This window comes from Bacillus licheniformis DSM 13 = ATCC 14580 (assembly GCF_000011645.1).
GTDB classification, from domain to species: Bacteria; Bacillota; Bacilli; order Bacillales; family Bacillaceae; genus Bacillus; species Bacillus licheniformis.
On record NC_006270.3, the window covers coordinates 2,826,738 to 2,842,838 of the forward strand.

Sequence of the window (16,101 nt, forward strand, 5' to 3'; positions counted from 1 at the left end):
CATGCAAAAAAGAGCCGCCGGCAATGTCCGGCAGCCCTTTTCTTTATCTGGAGCGGCTGATTCTTTCGAATACGCGTTCAGCAGCTTTAATCGTATGCTCAATGTCGTCATCCGTATGAGCGGTTGACAAGAACAGCCCTTCAAACTGTGAAGGCGGCAGAAACACGCCTTCATCGGCCATTCCTTTATAATATTCGGCAAACAGTCCGAGGTCAGACTGTTTCGCTGTATCATAATTGATGACCGGTCCATTTGTGAAGAAAAAGCCGATCATAGACCCCGCCCTGTTGAATGTACACGGAATGCCATTTTTCTCTGCAGCTTCAGAAATTCCTTTTTCCAAGCGGTCAGCTTTGCGGGAGAATTCCCGGTAGGATTCAGGGGTCAGCTGTTTCAACGTTTCAAGTCCGGCTGTCATGGCAAGCGGGTTGCCGGACAGCGTCCCGGCCTGATAGATCGGACCGCTCGGCGCGATCTTCTCCATGATTTCCGCCTTTCCTCCATAAGCGCCGACAGGAAGACCGCCGCCGATCACTTTTCCGAGGCATGTCAAATCAGGCGTCACCCCGAAATAGCCTTGGGCACAGTTGTAATCCACCCTGAATCCTGTCATCACTTCATCAAATATCAGCAGGGCGCCATGCGTCTCAGTCAGCTCGCGAAGCCCTTCGAGGAACCCTTTAACCGGCGGTACGACGCCCATATTGCCAGCGACAGGTTCAACGATGACGCCTGCAATGTCATCTCCGAATTCTTGAAAGACAAGTTTCATGCTTTCCAGATCATTGTAAGGAACGGTAATCGTGTTTTTTGCAATGCTTTCCGGAACTCCGGGGCTGTCAGGGAGGCCGAGTGTCGCTACTCCCGAGCCCGCTTTAATCAGCAGGGAATCACCGTGTCCATGGTAGCAGCCTTCAAATTTTACGATTTTGTTACGGCCTGTGTATCCGCGCGCCAGCCGCAAGGCGCTCATCGTCGCCTCCGTACCGGAGCTCACCATCCGGACGATTTCTATGGAAGGAACGCGGTCGATGACAAGCTCGGCAAGCTCGGTTTCCAGTTCTGTCGGCGCACCGAAGCTTGTCCCGTGTTCTGCCGCCTTTTGAATCTCTTTCACCACTTTTTCATTGCTGTGGCCCAAAATAAGCGGTCCCCATGACAGGACATAATCGATGTATTCGTTTCCGTCAATATCATAGATTTTTGATCCTTTTCCCCGCTCCATAAAAATCGGGTCCATGTTGACTGATTTAAAGGCTCTGACCGGGCTGTTCACCCCGCCCGGCATGACTCGTTGCGCCTCTTCGAATGCCGCTTTAGACTTCTCATAGCTCCGCATCCTCTAAAACCCCCAGTTCAAATTCTTATTCCGAAATCCATTTTGCCGCGTCTTTTGCAAAGTACGTAATGATCAAATCGGCGCCAGCCCGCTTCATGCTTGTCAGCATTTCGAGAACAAGAGCTTTTTCTTCAATCCATCCGTTTTGGGCGGCGGCTTTGACCATAGCATACTCCCCGCTCACATTGTATCCGACAACAGGCAGGTTAAATTCGTTCTTCACTTCTCTGACGATATCAAGATATGAAAGCGTCGGCTTGACGATCAGAACATCGGCGCCTTCTTCCACATCGGATTTTGCCTCCCGGAGAGCTTCCCTGCGGTTGGCATAATCCATTTGGTACGTCTTGCGGTCGCCAAACTGCGGACTGCTTCCCGCAGCATCGCGGAACGGTCCGTAAAAAGCGCTCGCATATTTTACAGCGTACGACATGATCGGCACATTTGTAAATCCTTCCTGATCAAGCGCTTCCCTGATAGCGGCAACGAAACCGTCCATCATGTTTGACGGCGCAATAATGTCAGCACCTGCACGGGCTTGGCTGACAGCGGTTTTTGCCAAAAGAACAAGCGATTCGTCATTTAAAATTTCACCGTTTTCCACCAGGCCGCAGTGACCGTGGTCCGTGTACTCGCATAGGCACGTATCGGCGATAACGACAAGTTCAGGAAAGTCCTGTTTAATTTGTGCAATCGCTTTTTGGACGATGCCGTGATCGTGATAGGCTCCGCTTCCCACATCATCTTTGTGCTCAGGCACGCCGAAGACGATCACAGATTGAATGCCGAGGCTTGCGACTTCCTCCATCTCCTCTTTCAAACGGTCCAAAGACAGCTGGTACACGCCCGGCATAGAAGGAACTTCGCTTTTGACGTTCTCTTCCTCGGTAACAAATATCGGATAAATGAAATCAGATGCTCTTAACTCGGTTTCCCTTACCAATTTCCGCATACCTGCTGTCGTCCGCAGGCGGCGGTGTCTTTGAAATGATGCTTCCATTAGTCATTCTCCCTTTCTTGAAATGCGGCACATTTCGCGCAGCATTCCGTCGATTGTATAGACGTCCGGCATATATGATGGAATTCCGTAGTCCGACAGCGCCTTCTTTGTCAAAGGCCCGATCGTAATAAAAGCCGTCCGGTTCTTTTCGGCCCACGCTAAGCTCTCCTCTTTCAGAATGGACATGAATGTATGTACCGTCGAAGAACTGGTAAACGTCACAAAATCAAAAGACGCGTGCTTTGCTGCTTCCTTCAGGTCCAGAATTCCCCTTTCATCACGCACGGTTTCATACAAAATCCATTCCGAAACTTGAATTCCGAGAGGAGAGATGGTTTTCTTGATGACGTCCCGGGATAAATTCCCTTTTAAAACGACCACTTTGTCATGACGTCCGGCATTTTGCTTAAGTGCCTCCGCCAAATGTTCAGCCACGTATAACTCCGGCATCAGATCGACAGAAAGACCCCTGTCGCGCAAATACCGGGCTGTTTTTTCACCGACAGCAGCAACCTTCGCCTTTGATGCGGGAGGATCGCACAACCCGGCGTCCTTTAAATAAGAAAAAAAGAATTTTGCCCCGTTCACGCTTGTAAAAACAAGCCAGTCCGCACTTTCAAGATCTGCTCGAAAGCGCCGGGCCTGTTCTGGCGGAAGGGCGGGCCGAAACGAAATCAATGACGTTAAAACAGCTTCCCCGCCCAAAGCCTCCACCTTTTCCCTGAAAGATTGGGCTTGCGCTTTATTGCGGGTGACGAGCACTTTCTTTCCCTCTAAAGGAAGATCATGCTTCATGGTCTTCCAGCTCCTGTTTCACCCGGTCAATCAGTGCCTTTGCTCCTTTTTCCGACATGACTGCGGCGCATTCTCTGCCGACAGCCTCCGGATCTTTTCCTTTTACTGTTTCTCTGTATACGGTTTTTCCGTCAGGCGATGCCACAAGACCGGTCAGTTCGATGACGCCGTCTTCGTCCATCTTTGCAAATCCTGCGATCGGCACTTGGCAGCCGCCTTCCATCGCATGAAGAAAAGCGCGCTCAGCCGTGACGGTCAGCTGTGTGTAGCGGTCGTTCAGGCGCGAAAAGAGAGACAGCAGCTCCTCATCAGAGCCTCTGCACTCGATCGCCAAAGCGCCTTGCCCAACGGCGGGAAGGCAGCTTTCCGGATCAAGAAATTCAGTGACGACATCGTCCTTCCACCCCATTCTTGACAGGCCGGCCGCAGCTAAAATAATCGCGTCGTAATCTTCGGTTTCAAGTTTTTTCAGCCTTGTATCGATATTTCCCCTGATCCACTTGATCTCAAGGTCGGGGCGCATTTGCAAAAGCTGTGCGCTTCTTCTGAGGCTGCTCGTTCCGACAACTGCGCCTTGTTTCAAGTCAGCCAGCTTTTGACGGCCTTTTGAAATGAGAACATCCCTGGCGTCTTCCCGTTTTGGAATGCAGCCGACCATCAGCCCTTCGGGAAGCACCGACGGCATGTCCTTCATGCTGTGAACGGCCATATCAATTTCCCCGGAGAGCATCGCCTGTTCGATTTCTTTGACGAACAGACCTTTTCCGCCGACCTTTGACAGCGTAACATCCAATATCCGGTCGCCTTTTGTAACGATTTCCTTTATTTCAAACGTGAAATCCGGATTTAATTCCTCCAGCTTTTTGATCACCCATTTTGTCTGGGTCATCGCCAATTTGCTTCTTCTTGAGCCTACAATGATGTTTCTCATGTTTTCTTCCTCCCAATCCGTCACGGGCAACCGTTTTAACTAACTAAACCAATGAAACTGCGAAAAGCTGCCGAGCAAAAAGAAATTGATTAAAAGAACAAGAAAAGACGCGGCATTCCACATGGCCGCGATCCTTCCCTGCAGCTCTTTGACAATCCTGATAAATAAATAGTATCCGTATAAAAAAAGCAGCACGATCGATCCGAGCACTTTCGGATCGGCCCAATACAGGGTTTCAAGCGATACATACGACCAGATAATCCCCAGAATCAGGCTCAGCAGAAGCATGGGAACGCCGATGATATTGAGGACATAAGCCATATGATCAAGTTTTGACAAATCTTCGATTCTCAAGAGCCATTTCCCCCACTTCTTCTTTTTCAATAAGCGATACTGAAAAAGATACAGCACGGAAAAGACAAAGGACAATGAAAATGCTCCATACGAAAGAATCGCCATTGTAATGTGGATGATCAAGAGCTCGGACACGAGCCTGCCCGAAAGCTCCGCCGACTGCTGAGCCGTTGGAGTAAATGTGTGGATCGCCGCCATTGAGAAGCCGATGAGATTGGTGAAAAAAACGAGAAATTCCACTTTCAAAAGCTTCGTCAAAACGAGAGACAGCGTGACGAGCACCCACGCGTAAAAATAAAGCCCCTGCGCATTATTCAAAACAGGAAACTGATCTGTGTACTGCATGAAATAAAAAAGGTATACCGTCTGGAGAATCCAGACAATAGAAAGCAACCAGAAGGCCGCTTTTCCCGCCTTCCGGTTGTGCTGTAAAAAGTCTATAAAATAAAAGAGAACGGTGAACGCGTACAACACGATTGTAACTTCGTTAAGCCTTGCTAACAATGTGTCTGTCATGTCTGTCACTCGCTCGCGATAGAAGTCAAACCCTGCGGATTTTGCCGCTTAAACGCATGAACCGGCTGACGTTCGTCTTGTCTCTCACCGTCAGGAAAAGCCGCTTCTTCAATATCAAAAATCTGCGTGAACAGTGCAAGCTTTTCTTCGGCATCAGCTTCTGACGCAAACTCCTTCACTTTTAAAATCGGGTCGCGCAAAAGCTGGTTGATAATGCTTTTCGTATGCTTGTTTAAAAGTTTTTTCTCCCTTGTGCTCAAATGAGGGAGCTTCCGTTCGATGCTCTGCATCGTTTCCGCCTGGATCGTCAAGGCTTTTTCCCTGAGAGCCGAGATGACCGGCACGACGCCGAGCGTATTCAGCCATTGTTTAAAAGAAACGATCTCAGCTTCAATAATCAGCTCCACCTCTTCGGCAACGGCCTGGCGTTCCTTCAAATTTTCTTCGACGATCCCTTCAAGATCGTCAATATCGTACAGGAAGACGCCTTCCACTTCGCTGAGAGCCGGGTCAAGATCCCGCGGCACGGCAATGTCCACCATAAAAAGCGGACAGCCTTTGCGAAGCTTATTGACATGTTCGATCATCTCTTTTGTGACGACATAGCCGCTGGCGCCGGTCGAACTGATGAGAATATCGGCTTCCATCAAAGCGCATTGCAGCTCATTCAAGCTTTTCGCCGCGCCTGAAAAACGGCCGGCAAGCTCCTTCGCTTTTGAAAATGTTCTGTTGATCACCGTAACCTGTCCGATTCCGTGGCCGTGCAGGTTTTGAACCGCAAGCTCACCCATTTTGCCCGCCCCGAGAATCAGCACGTGTTTATCGGAAAGGTCGCCGAAGATTTTCCTGGCAAGCTCGACGGCGGCATAGCTGACGGATACAGCATTTGAAGCAATGTCCGTTTCGGCATGGCAGCGCTTTGCGACCGTGACCGCCTGCTTAAACAAATAGTTGAAAACGGTACCAATTGTCTTCTCTTCCTGAGCCAGCTTAAAACTTGTACGCACTTGGCCCAAAATCTGCGTTTCTCCAATAACCATCGAATCCAATCCGCACGATACGCGGAACAGGTGTTCAACGGCCCCGTCGTTTTCATAAAACTTCAAGTAAGGCGAAATGTCCTCTTTGCTTAATCCGAACCAGTTCGCCAAAAACATTTTCATATAATAACGTCCGGTGTGCAGCTGATCAACGACTGCATACAGCTCTGTCCGGTTGCATGTCGACACGATGATGTTCTCAAGTATGCTTTTTTCTTCTTTCAATTGCGCCATCGCCTGCCCCAGCTCATCCGGCTGAAAGGTTAACTTTTCACGTATATCAACAGGGGCTGATTTGTAATCCAATCCCACGACAAGTATATGCATAACTCTTGCTTGCACCCCCAACATCTATCTAAATTAGAATGATTATAATATAGAATTTATTATTCAAAACGATTATAACATATATTCACTATTTTCTCTTCCCAAAATGTGAACAGATTTTAAAAAATTGATGTGATATAGTAGAAAATGTGTTTCTATTTCTTTCACTACATCAAGAAGGTGATACTTTGAAAAAGAAATCTGTTTTGCTTCCATTGCTGTTGATAGCCGTTGCTGTCTACGCCTTTTTGCGGTCGGGCCGGATCAGCCTGTTTGACGGCCAGGAAGAATGGTCTGTACTTGCAGGTCTCGTCGGACTGGCTCTTTTTTATCAGGGACAGAAGGAAGCCGATTCCGCCCATTCCTTTGCAGGGCTCTTAATGACAGCGATCGGCGTTTATTTCACATTTAAAGAGGACTATTTCAGCCGCGCGGATGATTTTGCGGTCATCGTGCTGATCTTCGGTGCGGCGCTGCTTGTCAAATCGTTTAAGACAAAAGAATATCAATATGAAAGTCTGCTGATGATCGCGGTCGCCCTCTATCTTTACTTTTTCCGGCAAATTGCCGCCTGGCTGAAGTCGGTGAATATCGAGACGGCATATGTAGAAGCTTATTGGCCGGCCGCTTTTATCGCGGTTAGTCTGCTCTTATTATTCTTAAAAAGAAAATAGTTTATTCAAGAAAAAGCACTTGCATCAATCCCGCAAGTGCTTTTTCTTTTATCTCGCGATCATTTGCTCGATCGCCGACCATGCTTCTTGTTTACCCTTTTTCGTTTCGGAGGAAAACAATATGAGCCGGTCTTCTTTTTCTATATTAAGCGTCTCTTTGACGACTTTGGCATGCTTTTCCCATTTGCCTTTAGGGATTTTATCCGCTTTTGTCGCAATCACGATCACAGGAATTTCATAATGCTTTAAAAAGTCGTACATCATCACATCATCCTGTGAAGGAGCATGCCTGAGGTCGACGATTTGAACGACCGCTTTCAGTTCTTCGCGGGATGTCAAATACGTCTCTATCATACGGCCCCAAGCCTCGCGCTCCGTTTTGGAGACTTTTGCAAATCCGTAGCCGGGCACATCGACAAAGTGAAGGACATCGTTAATGATATAAAAGTTTAATGTCTGTGTTTTGCCCGGTTTTGAAGATGTCCTCGCTAAGTTTTTACGGTTGATCATTGTATTGATGAATGACGATTTTCCGACATTAGATCTCCCTGCAAGGGCGATTTCCGGCAGTCCCCCTTCAGGGTACTGCTCGGGTTTCACCGCACTGATGACAATCTCTGATTTCGTTACTTTCATTTCTCTTCTCCTACTAGCGCATGCTTTAGAACTTCGTCCAGGTGAGCGACGGGAATGAAGGTCAAGCCTTCCCGCACGCTGTTTGGAATGTCCTCAATGTCTTTTTCATTATCTTTCGGCATAATGACAGTCTTTAAGCCGGCACGGTGTGCGCCGAGCGCCTTTTCCTTCAAGCCGCCGATCGGAAGAACGCGGCCTCTTAACGTGATTTCGCCGGTCATGCCGACATTTCGCGAAACAGGTCGGCCCGTCAGCGCCGAGACAAGAGCCGTCGCCATTGTGATCCCCGCGGATGGGCCGTCCTTCGGAACGGCTCCTTCCGGCACGTGAATGTGAATATCGTGTTTTTCGTGAAAATCAGGGCTGATGTTCAACTCTTCCGCCTTTGAACGGACATAGCTGAATGCGGCCTGCGCCGACTCTCTCATGACATCGCCGAGCTTTCCGGTCAAAATGAGCTTGCCTTTCCCGGGGGAAAGAGACACTTCGATGGACAGCGTATCACCGCCGACCGTCGTGTAGGCAAGACCTGTGACAACGCCGATCTGATCGTCGAGCTCAGCCTGTCCGTACCTGAACATTCTTTTTCCTAAATAGTCTTCAAGGTTTTTGTCTGTGACCGTAATTCTTTTTCTTTCCCCTGATACGATCAGCTTCGCCGCTTTTCTGCATATCGCTGCGATTTGGCGTTCAAGATTTCTGACGCCGGCTTCCCTCGTATAATAGCGAATGACGTCCAGGACAGCCTGCTCCCGTATTTGCAGATTGGATTTTTTCAAACCGTGTTCTTTCAGCTGTTTTGGAAGCAGATGGTCTTTGACGATTTCGACCTTTTCCACTTCCGTATAGCCGGCGATCGTGATGATCTCCATGCGGTCTCTGAGCGGGCCGGGGATTGTGGCCAGGTTGTTCGCGGTTGCGATAAACAAAACCTTTGATAAGTCAAATGTCTCTTCAATATAATGGTCGCTGAACGTATGGTTTTGTTCAGGATCGAGCACTTCCAGCATCGCTGAAGCGGGATCTCCCCTGAAATCCGACGCCATTTTGTCAATCTCGTCCAAAAGGAATACGGGATTGTTCTTGCCTGCTTTTTTCATCCCCTGAATGATACGGCCCGGCATGGCGCCTACATATGTGCGGCGGTGACCGCGGATTTCAGATTCATCCCTCACGCCGCCAAGGGAAATGCGGACGAATTTGCGTCCGAGCGATTTGGCGATCGATTTCGCCAGAGAGGTTTTTCCAACACCCGGAGGGCCGGCCAAGCATAAGATCGGTCCTTTTAACGAGCGGGTCAGCTTCTGGACAGCCAAATATTCGAGAACCCGCTCCTTCACTTTTTCAAGGCCGTGGTGTTCTTCATCGAGAATTTGACTGGCGAGCTTTAAATCCAGCCTGTCTTCTGTTGCATCGTTCCATGGGAGAGAAATAAGCCATTCGATATAATTGCGGATGACAGAGCTTTCAGCTGAGCTGGACGGAATTTTTTCGTACCGGTTCAGCTCTTTAAGCGCGGTTTCTTTCACATTGTCAGGCATTCCGGCCTGCTCGATTTTTTCAGTCAGCTTTTGGACCTCACCCGTTTTTCCTTCTTTATCGCCAAGTTCTTTTTGGATGGCTTTCATCTGCTCGCGCAGGTAATACTCCTTTTGTGTTCTTTCCATTGAACGCTTGACGCGCTGCCCGATCTTCTTTTCAATCTCAAGGACTTCTTTTTCATTGTGAATCAGGTCGATTACTTTGTTCAATCTGGCTTTGACATCGATCGTTTCCAGCACTTCCTGCTTGTCTTTCAGCTTGAGCGGGAGGTGGGAGGCGACAATATCGGCCATTCTTCCCGGCTCTTCAATATCTGTCACAGCGGCAAATGTTTCCGCCGATATTTTTTTCGAAATCTTTATGTATTGATCGAAGTGGTCAAGCAATGTGCGCATGAGTGCTTCATCTTCAACATCTTTTTCAGTCTCTTCATCGATTCGCTCGATTTTTACAGACGTATATTCATCTAAGTCATGGTACTCAAGAATGCGGGCGCGCTGCAACCCCTCCACCAAAACGCGGATTGTTCCGTTCGGCAGCTTGAGCATCTGCTTGATTTTCGTATAGGTTCCGAATGTAAAAATCTCGTCTTCATCCGGTTCGTCTATGGATATGTCCTTTTGCGTTGCCAAAAAGATCATATGGTCATTCATCATCGCCTGTTCAAGTGCCTGAACCGACTTTTCACGCCCGACGTCAAGGTGCAAAACCATCGTCGGATAGACGAGTAAACCTCTTAAAGGGAGGAGCGGGATGTTTCGTTTCGTTTCATCTGCCATTTTGACTGACACCTCCGTAACTTTAGTATGAACCATTATAATATACTTTTTTTATTCCTGTACAATTGTAAGCCCGGCGAAATAAAAAGGGTCTCCTGTAGTATACCCTTTCTTTCAGTTCTGAAAAAGGAAAAGATGTCCTCCGCTAAGAAAACATGCCGGCTCCCGGCTTCGGAGAAACCGCCCCGAAAAAAATCCCCATCTGAAACGATGGGGATTTAAACGGATTCTCTTTTCATTTGAACGCCGTCGGGCATTTCTGAAGGAGGGTTGACCAATACGAGGTCGAGTACTTCCTGCAAGGTTTTGACGGGAACGATATGTATGCCTTCTATCCGCTTTAAAATCGACTGAACATTTTCGTGCGGAATAATGACTGTTTTTGCCCCCGCATGCTTGGCCGCTTTGATTTTCGGAATCACGCCGCCGATCGGCTTTACCCGGCCGTTCAGGCTGATTTCACCCGTCATGGCGACAGTATGGTCTATCGGAATCTTATGAATAGCGGAGAATATGCCCGCCGCCATTGCAATCCCTGCAGATGGTCCGTCAACCGGGATACCGCCGGGGAAATTCACGTGAATATCATAATCCGAAGCTTTGACTCCCATTGTCCGCAATACAGTCATGACGTTTTCGACCGATCCTTTCGCCATGCTTTTCCGGCGGATCGATTTTGACTGGTTGCCGATATTCTCTTCTTCTGCAATGCCTGTGATATTAATCGATCCTTTATCAGCCGCCTGATTGACTGTGACCTCAATTTCGAGCAGCGAACCGCTGTTAGGCCCGTGGACGGCAAGTCCGTTGACGATGCCGACCTGCGGTTTAGAGGCGATTTTTTGTTCGTATTTCGGTGTCAGCTGGCTCGAATGGATCACCCATTCGATATCTTCAACCGTCACCTCGTCGCGCTCTTCAGTCAAAGCCATTCCGGCGGCGATTTGCATCATATTGACGACTTCGCGGCCGTTTCTCGCATACCGCGTCAACAGGTCGAGTCCTTCCTCTGCGACTTTCTTTTGAATCTTATCTGCCGCTTTTTTGGCGACCGTTTTTAATTCGTGCTTTTCAAGGTCGCGGAAGAACACTTCCAAACATCTCGACCGAATGGCAGGCGGGATTTCATCAGGCATCCTTGTCGTCGCGCCGATCAGTCTGAAATCCGCCGGCAGCCCGTTTTGAAAAATGTCGTGAATATGCTTGGGGATTTGCGTGTTTTCTTCACTGTAATAGGCGCTTTCCAAAAAAACTTTCCGATCTTCGAGCACCTTCAGCATTTTATTCATTTGAATCGGATGAAGCTCTCCGATTTCATCGATGAATAATACTCCACCGTGTGCATGCGTGACGGCTCCCTGCTTTGGCTGGGGAATTCCGGCCTGCCCCATCGCTCCGGCGCCCTGATAAATCGGATCGTGGACCGAACCGATCAACGGGTCGGCGATTCCCCGCTCGTCGAAACGGGCCGTTGTCGCGTCAAGCTCGACAAAGGCGGAATGTTCCTGGAACGGTGAGCGCTTGTTCTTTTTCGCTTCTTCAAGGACAAGCCTTGCAGCTGCCGTTTTTCCCACACCTGGAGGGCCGTAAATAATGACATGCTGCGGATTCGGTCCGCAAAGGGCGGCTTTCAGCGCTTTAATGCCGTCCTCCTGGCCGACGATGTCTTTAAAAGCCGTCGGCCTCACCTTTTCCGATAAAGGTTCTGATAAATGGATTGATCTCATTTTCCGGAGCTGTTCCATCTCTTTTTTGGACTCTCTGTCTATCGTAACCTTTTGGGTTCTTTGATTTTTGAGCAAATTCCAAAAATATAATCCGATGATGATCCCGAAAAATAGTTGTACAAAAAGTGCAATGCTCGTCCAGCTCAACTGATGGTCCCTCCTGAAATGGTTTCGTATCTTTAGTATGTCAGATAGTATTTCCTGATCAGGGAGGGAATAAACGTACAGAAAGGGATTATTTTGCTTTTGAAGCCGTCACTCTGCTCCGGGATGCCGACGGTTTCCGGATGCAAAAAAAGAACCTCCTTTAGGCCAGGAGGTTCTCTGCATTATGCTGAAGTTTTTTTGTCTTTATTGACGACCGTGCCGTCTTTCATAATGAGACGCGGCGGTTCGCCGTCAGTGACGGTTTTGCCTGTGATCACGCATTTTTCAATATCCTCGCGAGACGGCAGATCAAACATCACGTCGAGCATGATTCCTTCGATAATGGAACGAAGTCCGCGTGCTCCTGTTTTACGTTCAATTGCTTTTTTAGCGATTTCTGTGAGCGCTTCGTCTTCAAACACAAGCTCCACATCATCCAATTCAAGCATTTTTCTATATTGTTTAACAAGCGCGTTTTTCGGTTTTGTTAAAATTTCAACCAGCGCTTTTTCATCCAGCGGCTCAAGGCTTGCGATGATCGGGAGACGGCCGATGAATTCAGGGATCAGCCCGAAGCGAAGCAAGTCTTCCGGAAGCACTTTGGAAAGAAGCGCTTCTTTTTCAAGGTCTTCATGCTTGTTGTCAGAGCCGAAGCCGATGACCTTCTGGCCGAGACGGCGCTTGATGATCTGCTCGATTCCGTCAAAAGCTCCGCCGCAAATGAACAGGATGTTGGTTGTGTCAATTTGGATGAACTCTTGATGAGGATGCTTTCTTCCGCCTTGTGGAGGAACGCTGGCAACCGTACCTTCAAGAATTTTAAGCAATGCCTGCTGAACGCCTTCGCCTGATACATCGCGTGTAATCGAAGGGTTCTCGGACTTTCTGGCCACTTTATCGATTTCATCGATGTAGATAATGCCTTTTTCCGCTTTTTCAACATCGTAGTCAGCTGCCTGGATCAGCTTAAGCAAAATGTTCTCCACATCTTCACCGACATAGCCTGCTTCAGTAAGCGACGTGGCATCCGCAATGGCGAACGGCACATTCAGGATGCGGGCAAGCGTTTGAGCAAGAAGCGTTTTTCCGCTTCCAGTCGGTCCGATCATGGAAATGTTACTTTTTGACAGCTCGACGTCGTCGACTTTGCTGTTCGAATTGATCCGCTTGTAATGATTGTAGACGGCCACGGCAAGGGATTTTTTTGCCTGGTCCTGGCCGATGACGTATTCATCAAGAATCTCGCGGATTTCCTTTGGCTTCGGAACATCTTTGAACTCCACTTCTTCTTCAGAGCCGAGTTCCTCTTCTACAATTTCAGTGCAAAGTTCGATGCACTCGTCACATATATATACGCCTGGTCCGGCGACAAGCTTGCGTACCTGATCTTGTGTTTTACCGCAAAACGAGCATTTCAATTGTCCTTTTTCCTCGTTGAATTTAAACATTCTTTCACCCCTTATATCCTTGTCATTCCTGTTTCTTCGTTAAAAGAAACATCGCTTGAAAACATTCGTTCCATTATGTATTGCATTTTACCACACTTTCCAAAAAGGCGATAACGTTGTGTTTGCCGTCCGGCATATTCAATATGTATGTTGATCAAAACGACATTATCTATCCTTTCCCAAAGAAAAGATGATAAGTCAAAATTGTATAAAACAAGGCACGAAACATTCGCGCCCTGTTTTATATAAAGTATGATTATGAAACATATTAACGGTTTTCTACAAGAAAATCAATTGCTTTGCGAACTTTTAAGTCCTCTTTCATTCCGTCTGTAGAACCGATTGCTTGTTTGATGTTTTCAACAGGCATGTTGTATGCTTCAGCCATTTTAGAAAGCTCTTCTTCGACTTCTTCGTCAGTGACTTGAAGGTTTTCCGCTTTGGCGATCGCTTCCAGTGTCAGGTTGGATTTCACGCGTTTTTCAGCATCCTCTTTCATTTGCTCTTTCAGCGCGTTTTCATCCTGTCCTGAGAATTGGAAGTAAAGCTCAAGGTTCATGCCCTGCATTTGCAGACGCTGTTCGAATTCTTTCATCATGCGGTCAAGCTCTGTGTCGATCATCGCTTGAGGAATGTCAGCCTCAGCGTTTTCAGCTGCTTTCAAGACAAGCTCTTCGCGAAGTTTAGCGTCCGCTTCGTTTTCCTTTGCTTCTTCGAGACGTTTTTTCGTTTTTTCAGTCAGCTCGGCAAGCGTTCCAACTTCCTCGTCGACATCTTTCGCAAACTCGTCATCAAGCTCAGGAAGCTCCTTCGCTTTGATTTCGTGAATTTTCACTTTGAATACCGCAGGTTTGCCCGCAAGCTCTTCCGCGTGGTATTCCTCTGGGAATGTCACTTCAACGTCTTTTTCAGCACCGGCTTCAAGTCCGACAAGCTGATCTTCAAAGCCCGGGATGAAAGAGCCTGAACCGACTTCAAGGGAATAGTTTTCCGCTTTTCCGCCTTCGAATGCTTCGCCGTCTACGAATCCTTCGAAGTCAAGAACAACAGTGTCCCCTTCTTCAACTTTGCCGTCTTCTTTTACAACGAGTTCAGCCTGGCGCTCTTGGAGAGACTTAAGTTCGTTTTGAACGTCCTCATCCGTTACGGCAGTATCGTCTTTTTCAATGCCAAGGCCTTTGTATTCGCCAAGTTTCACTTCAGGCTTAACCGTTACCTTCGCAGTGAAGATCAGGTTTTCGCCTTTTTCGATTTTTTCCACATCGATTTCCGGACGGTCAACAGGCTCAATGCCTGCTTCCTCTACCGCTTTCGGATATTCGACAGGAAGCAGGATGTCCAGCGCATCCTGATAAAGCGCCTCTACGCCAAAACGCTGTTCAAACAAACCGCGCGGCACTTTCCCTTTGCGGAATCCAGGAATGGATACTTGCTTTACTACTTTTTTAAATGCATCATCAAGGGCTTTATTAAAGGTATCGGCATCTACCTCAACCGTTAAAACGCCTTCGTTTCCTTCTTGCTTTTCCCATTTTACTGACATGTGTTTCCCTCCAAAATCTATTCAGGTTGTGTCGGTTTTCCATTTTAAAACAAGCAAACGGCTACGTCCATCGCAAGCTGCCGACTGTGTGCAGCTCATGTGTTTCTGACAGCCATCATTATGTATACAAAGATAAATAATGAATCTTTAGCGGCAAACGGATCAACTTCCGTTTTTCACAAATGCAACCACTATATTATAACACAATGCCTGCTGCTTTCAACATTTACAAATAAGAAATTTCTTCTATGTCTTTGATCAGCGCGCAGGCTTCGTCAAGCTGTCTGTCATTGAATTCATAGAGAATATGAAGCTCCTCTTTATCGATGTCGATCCCGTGCATCTCATATCCGACTTTATGCAGTGCAGCAGCCCAGAGCTCGCGGTTTGAGTATTTCGGCTGAAACGGATAGAGGACGTAAATATGCCTTCTCCACAGCTCTTCGACCGCCTGGTACAGCGTGGGATTTTCATTCCCCAGCGTATCATCGAGCACGCTCAGAACATGCTTTAATATCGGCATGTCATCAGGCTTGACCGTCTCTGTCGGATTAATTGTCATCGAATCGCCAAATTTTGCGACAAGCGTCGGCTTTTCATGGTCTGACTCGGCTAAAAGCTGAAGAATCATCGTTTTTACGACAGGATGTGCGCTCGGGTTTTGCAGAATCGTTTTCAACAAGCCGATATAGCTTGTCAGATTGCGGTCCTTCAGCCCGTGAAGAAGCTTAACCTGCTCTTCCGTGTCATTCAAAAGCCTTTCCTGATCAACCTCCTCCGTCTCGGGAAGGTCTTCGGTGATGTCCTCAGGCCCCGGGTCTTCCGTCATCTTGCGGCTGAAATCAAGGAGTTTATAAAACTGTTCCGCGCTTTCAGGAGGAAGCTTGTTTTCTTCGAGTACAGCTTCGATCGTTTCTTTAACTTTTTCGTATTGTCTGAGCTGGATTAAAATCGTCATATAGACTTGTAAAACGGTAAAATAGTGGCCGTGGCCTTCCTTCAGCATTTTTTCGCAGATGCCTTTCGCTTCTTCAAGCTCGCCGATTTCAAGCAGGCAGATGGCCATTCCCAGATAAATATCAGATTCCTCATCATTATAGCGCTTCGCTTCAGAAAACAGCCTGAGCGCTTCATGGTAATTCTTTTCTTTGAGCGCACCCATCCCTTTGTGCACTAAACGCTCCTTTACGTTCGGGAACGGTATGATCTTCGAGTTCTTCTTGTCATGCTTCATTTCTAAGTTCCTTTCAGGCACTTATTTTTTAACAAGTGTATCAACCCGGCCCGCTAAACACAAGAAAGA

The 16,101-nt window shown here is 47.7% G+C and carries 13 protein-coding genes; 1 reads left to right on the forward strand and 12 read right to left on the reverse strand.

Features of this window, described 5'->3' with window-relative positions; all coding sequences use genetic code 11:
• Positions 1 to 43: 43 nt before the first annotated feature.
• Genes hemL through hemA form a run of 6 tightly spaced genes read right to left on the reverse strand, consistent with a single transcriptional unit; the run spans position 44 to position 6,302 of the window.
• Positions 44 to 1,339, reverse strand: a complete 1,296-nt coding sequence (gene hemL / locus TRNA_RS36055) for a glutamate-1-semialdehyde 2,1-aminomutase (RefSeq protein WP_009329296.1) — start codon at positions 1,337 to 1,339, stop codon at positions 44 to 46.
• Between the two features lie 25 nt (positions 1,340 to 1,364).
• Positions 1,365 to 2,339: a porphobilinogen synthase gene (gene hemB / locus TRNA_RS36060; protein WP_009329298.1), complete on the reverse strand. Its 975-nt coding sequence runs from the start codon at positions 2,337 to 2,339 to the stop codon at positions 1,365 to 1,367.
• Between the two features lie 3 nt (positions 2,340 to 2,342).
• Positions 2,343 to 3,134, reverse strand: coding sequence for a uroporphyrinogen-III synthase (locus TRNA_RS36065; RefSeq protein WP_009329300.1), 792 nt, complete (start codon positions 3,132 to 3,134; stop codon positions 2,343 to 2,345).
• A complete protein-coding gene (hemC, locus tag TRNA_RS36070) occupies positions 3,124 to 4,065 on the reverse strand; it encodes a hydroxymethylbilane synthase (RefSeq protein WP_009329302.1) in 942 nt (313 codons plus the stop codon). Before hemC ends, TRNA_RS36065 begins: the two co-directional genes overlap by 11 nt.
• A 39-nt stretch (positions 4,066 to 4,104) precedes the next feature.
• The gene (locus TRNA_RS36075) at positions 4,105 to 4,935 is read right to left on the reverse strand and encodes a cytochrome c biogenesis protein (RefSeq protein WP_011198166.1); all 831 of its coding nucleotides are present in this window, start codon (positions 4,933 to 4,935) and stop codon (positions 4,105 to 4,107) included.
• A 5-nt stretch (positions 4,936 to 4,940) separates the two neighbouring features.
• Positions 4,941 to 6,302, reverse strand: coding sequence for a glutamyl-tRNA reductase (gene hemA / locus TRNA_RS36080; RefSeq protein WP_009329306.1), 1,362 nt, complete (start codon positions 6,300 to 6,302; stop codon positions 4,941 to 4,943).
• A 188-nt stretch (positions 6,303 to 6,490) separates the two neighbouring features.
• On the opposite strand from hemA, the gene TRNA_RS36085 reads away from it, so the two are divergent.
• Positions 6,491 to 6,976: a hypothetical protein gene (locus TRNA_RS36085; protein ID WP_003184074.1), complete on the forward strand. Its 486-nt coding sequence runs from the start codon at positions 6,491 to 6,493 to the stop codon at positions 6,974 to 6,976.
• A 48-nt stretch (positions 6,977 to 7,024) separates the two neighbouring features.
• On the opposite strand, the gene yihA is transcribed toward TRNA_RS36085, so the two are convergent.
• From yihA to ddcA, 6 genes are all read right to left on the reverse strand, one after another.
• Positions 7,025 to 7,612, reverse strand: a complete 588-nt coding sequence (gene yihA, locus TRNA_RS36090) for a ribosome biogenesis GTP-binding protein YihA/YsxC (protein WP_003184076.1) — start codon at positions 7,610 to 7,612, stop codon at positions 7,025 to 7,027.
• On the reverse strand, positions 7,609 to 9,933 hold the full coding sequence (gene lon / locus TRNA_RS36095; RefSeq protein ID WP_009329308.1) for an endopeptidase La: 2,325 nt from the start codon (positions 9,931 to 9,933) through the stop codon (positions 7,609 to 7,611). Before lon ends, yihA begins: the two co-directional genes overlap by 4 nt.
• 218 nt (positions 9,934 to 10,151) lie before the next feature.
• Entirely contained in the window at positions 10,152 to 11,807 is a 1,656-nt protein-coding gene (gene lonB, locus TRNA_RS36100) for an ATP-dependent protease LonB (RefSeq protein WP_003184080.1), read from the reverse strand.
• Positions 11,808 to 11,989: 182 nt separating this feature from the next.
• Entirely contained in the window at positions 11,990 to 13,255 is a 1,266-nt protein-coding gene (gene clpX, locus TRNA_RS36105) for an ATP-dependent protease ATP-binding subunit ClpX (protein WP_003184083.1), read from the reverse strand.
• Between the two features lie 268 nt (positions 13,256 to 13,523).
• Positions 13,524 to 14,798: a trigger factor gene (tig, locus tag TRNA_RS36110; protein WP_011198167.1), complete on the reverse strand. Its 1,275-nt coding sequence runs from the start codon at positions 14,796 to 14,798 to the stop codon at positions 13,524 to 13,526.
• Positions 14,799 to 15,024: 226 nt separating this feature from the next.
• Positions 15,025 to 16,032 (reverse strand): DNA damage checkpoint antagonist DdcA, encoded by a 1,008-nt coding sequence (gene ddcA / locus TRNA_RS36115; RefSeq protein ID WP_011198168.1) that lies wholly within the window; start codon positions 16,030 to 16,032, stop codon positions 15,025 to 15,027.
• Positions 16,033 to 16,101: the final 69 nt, after the last annotated feature.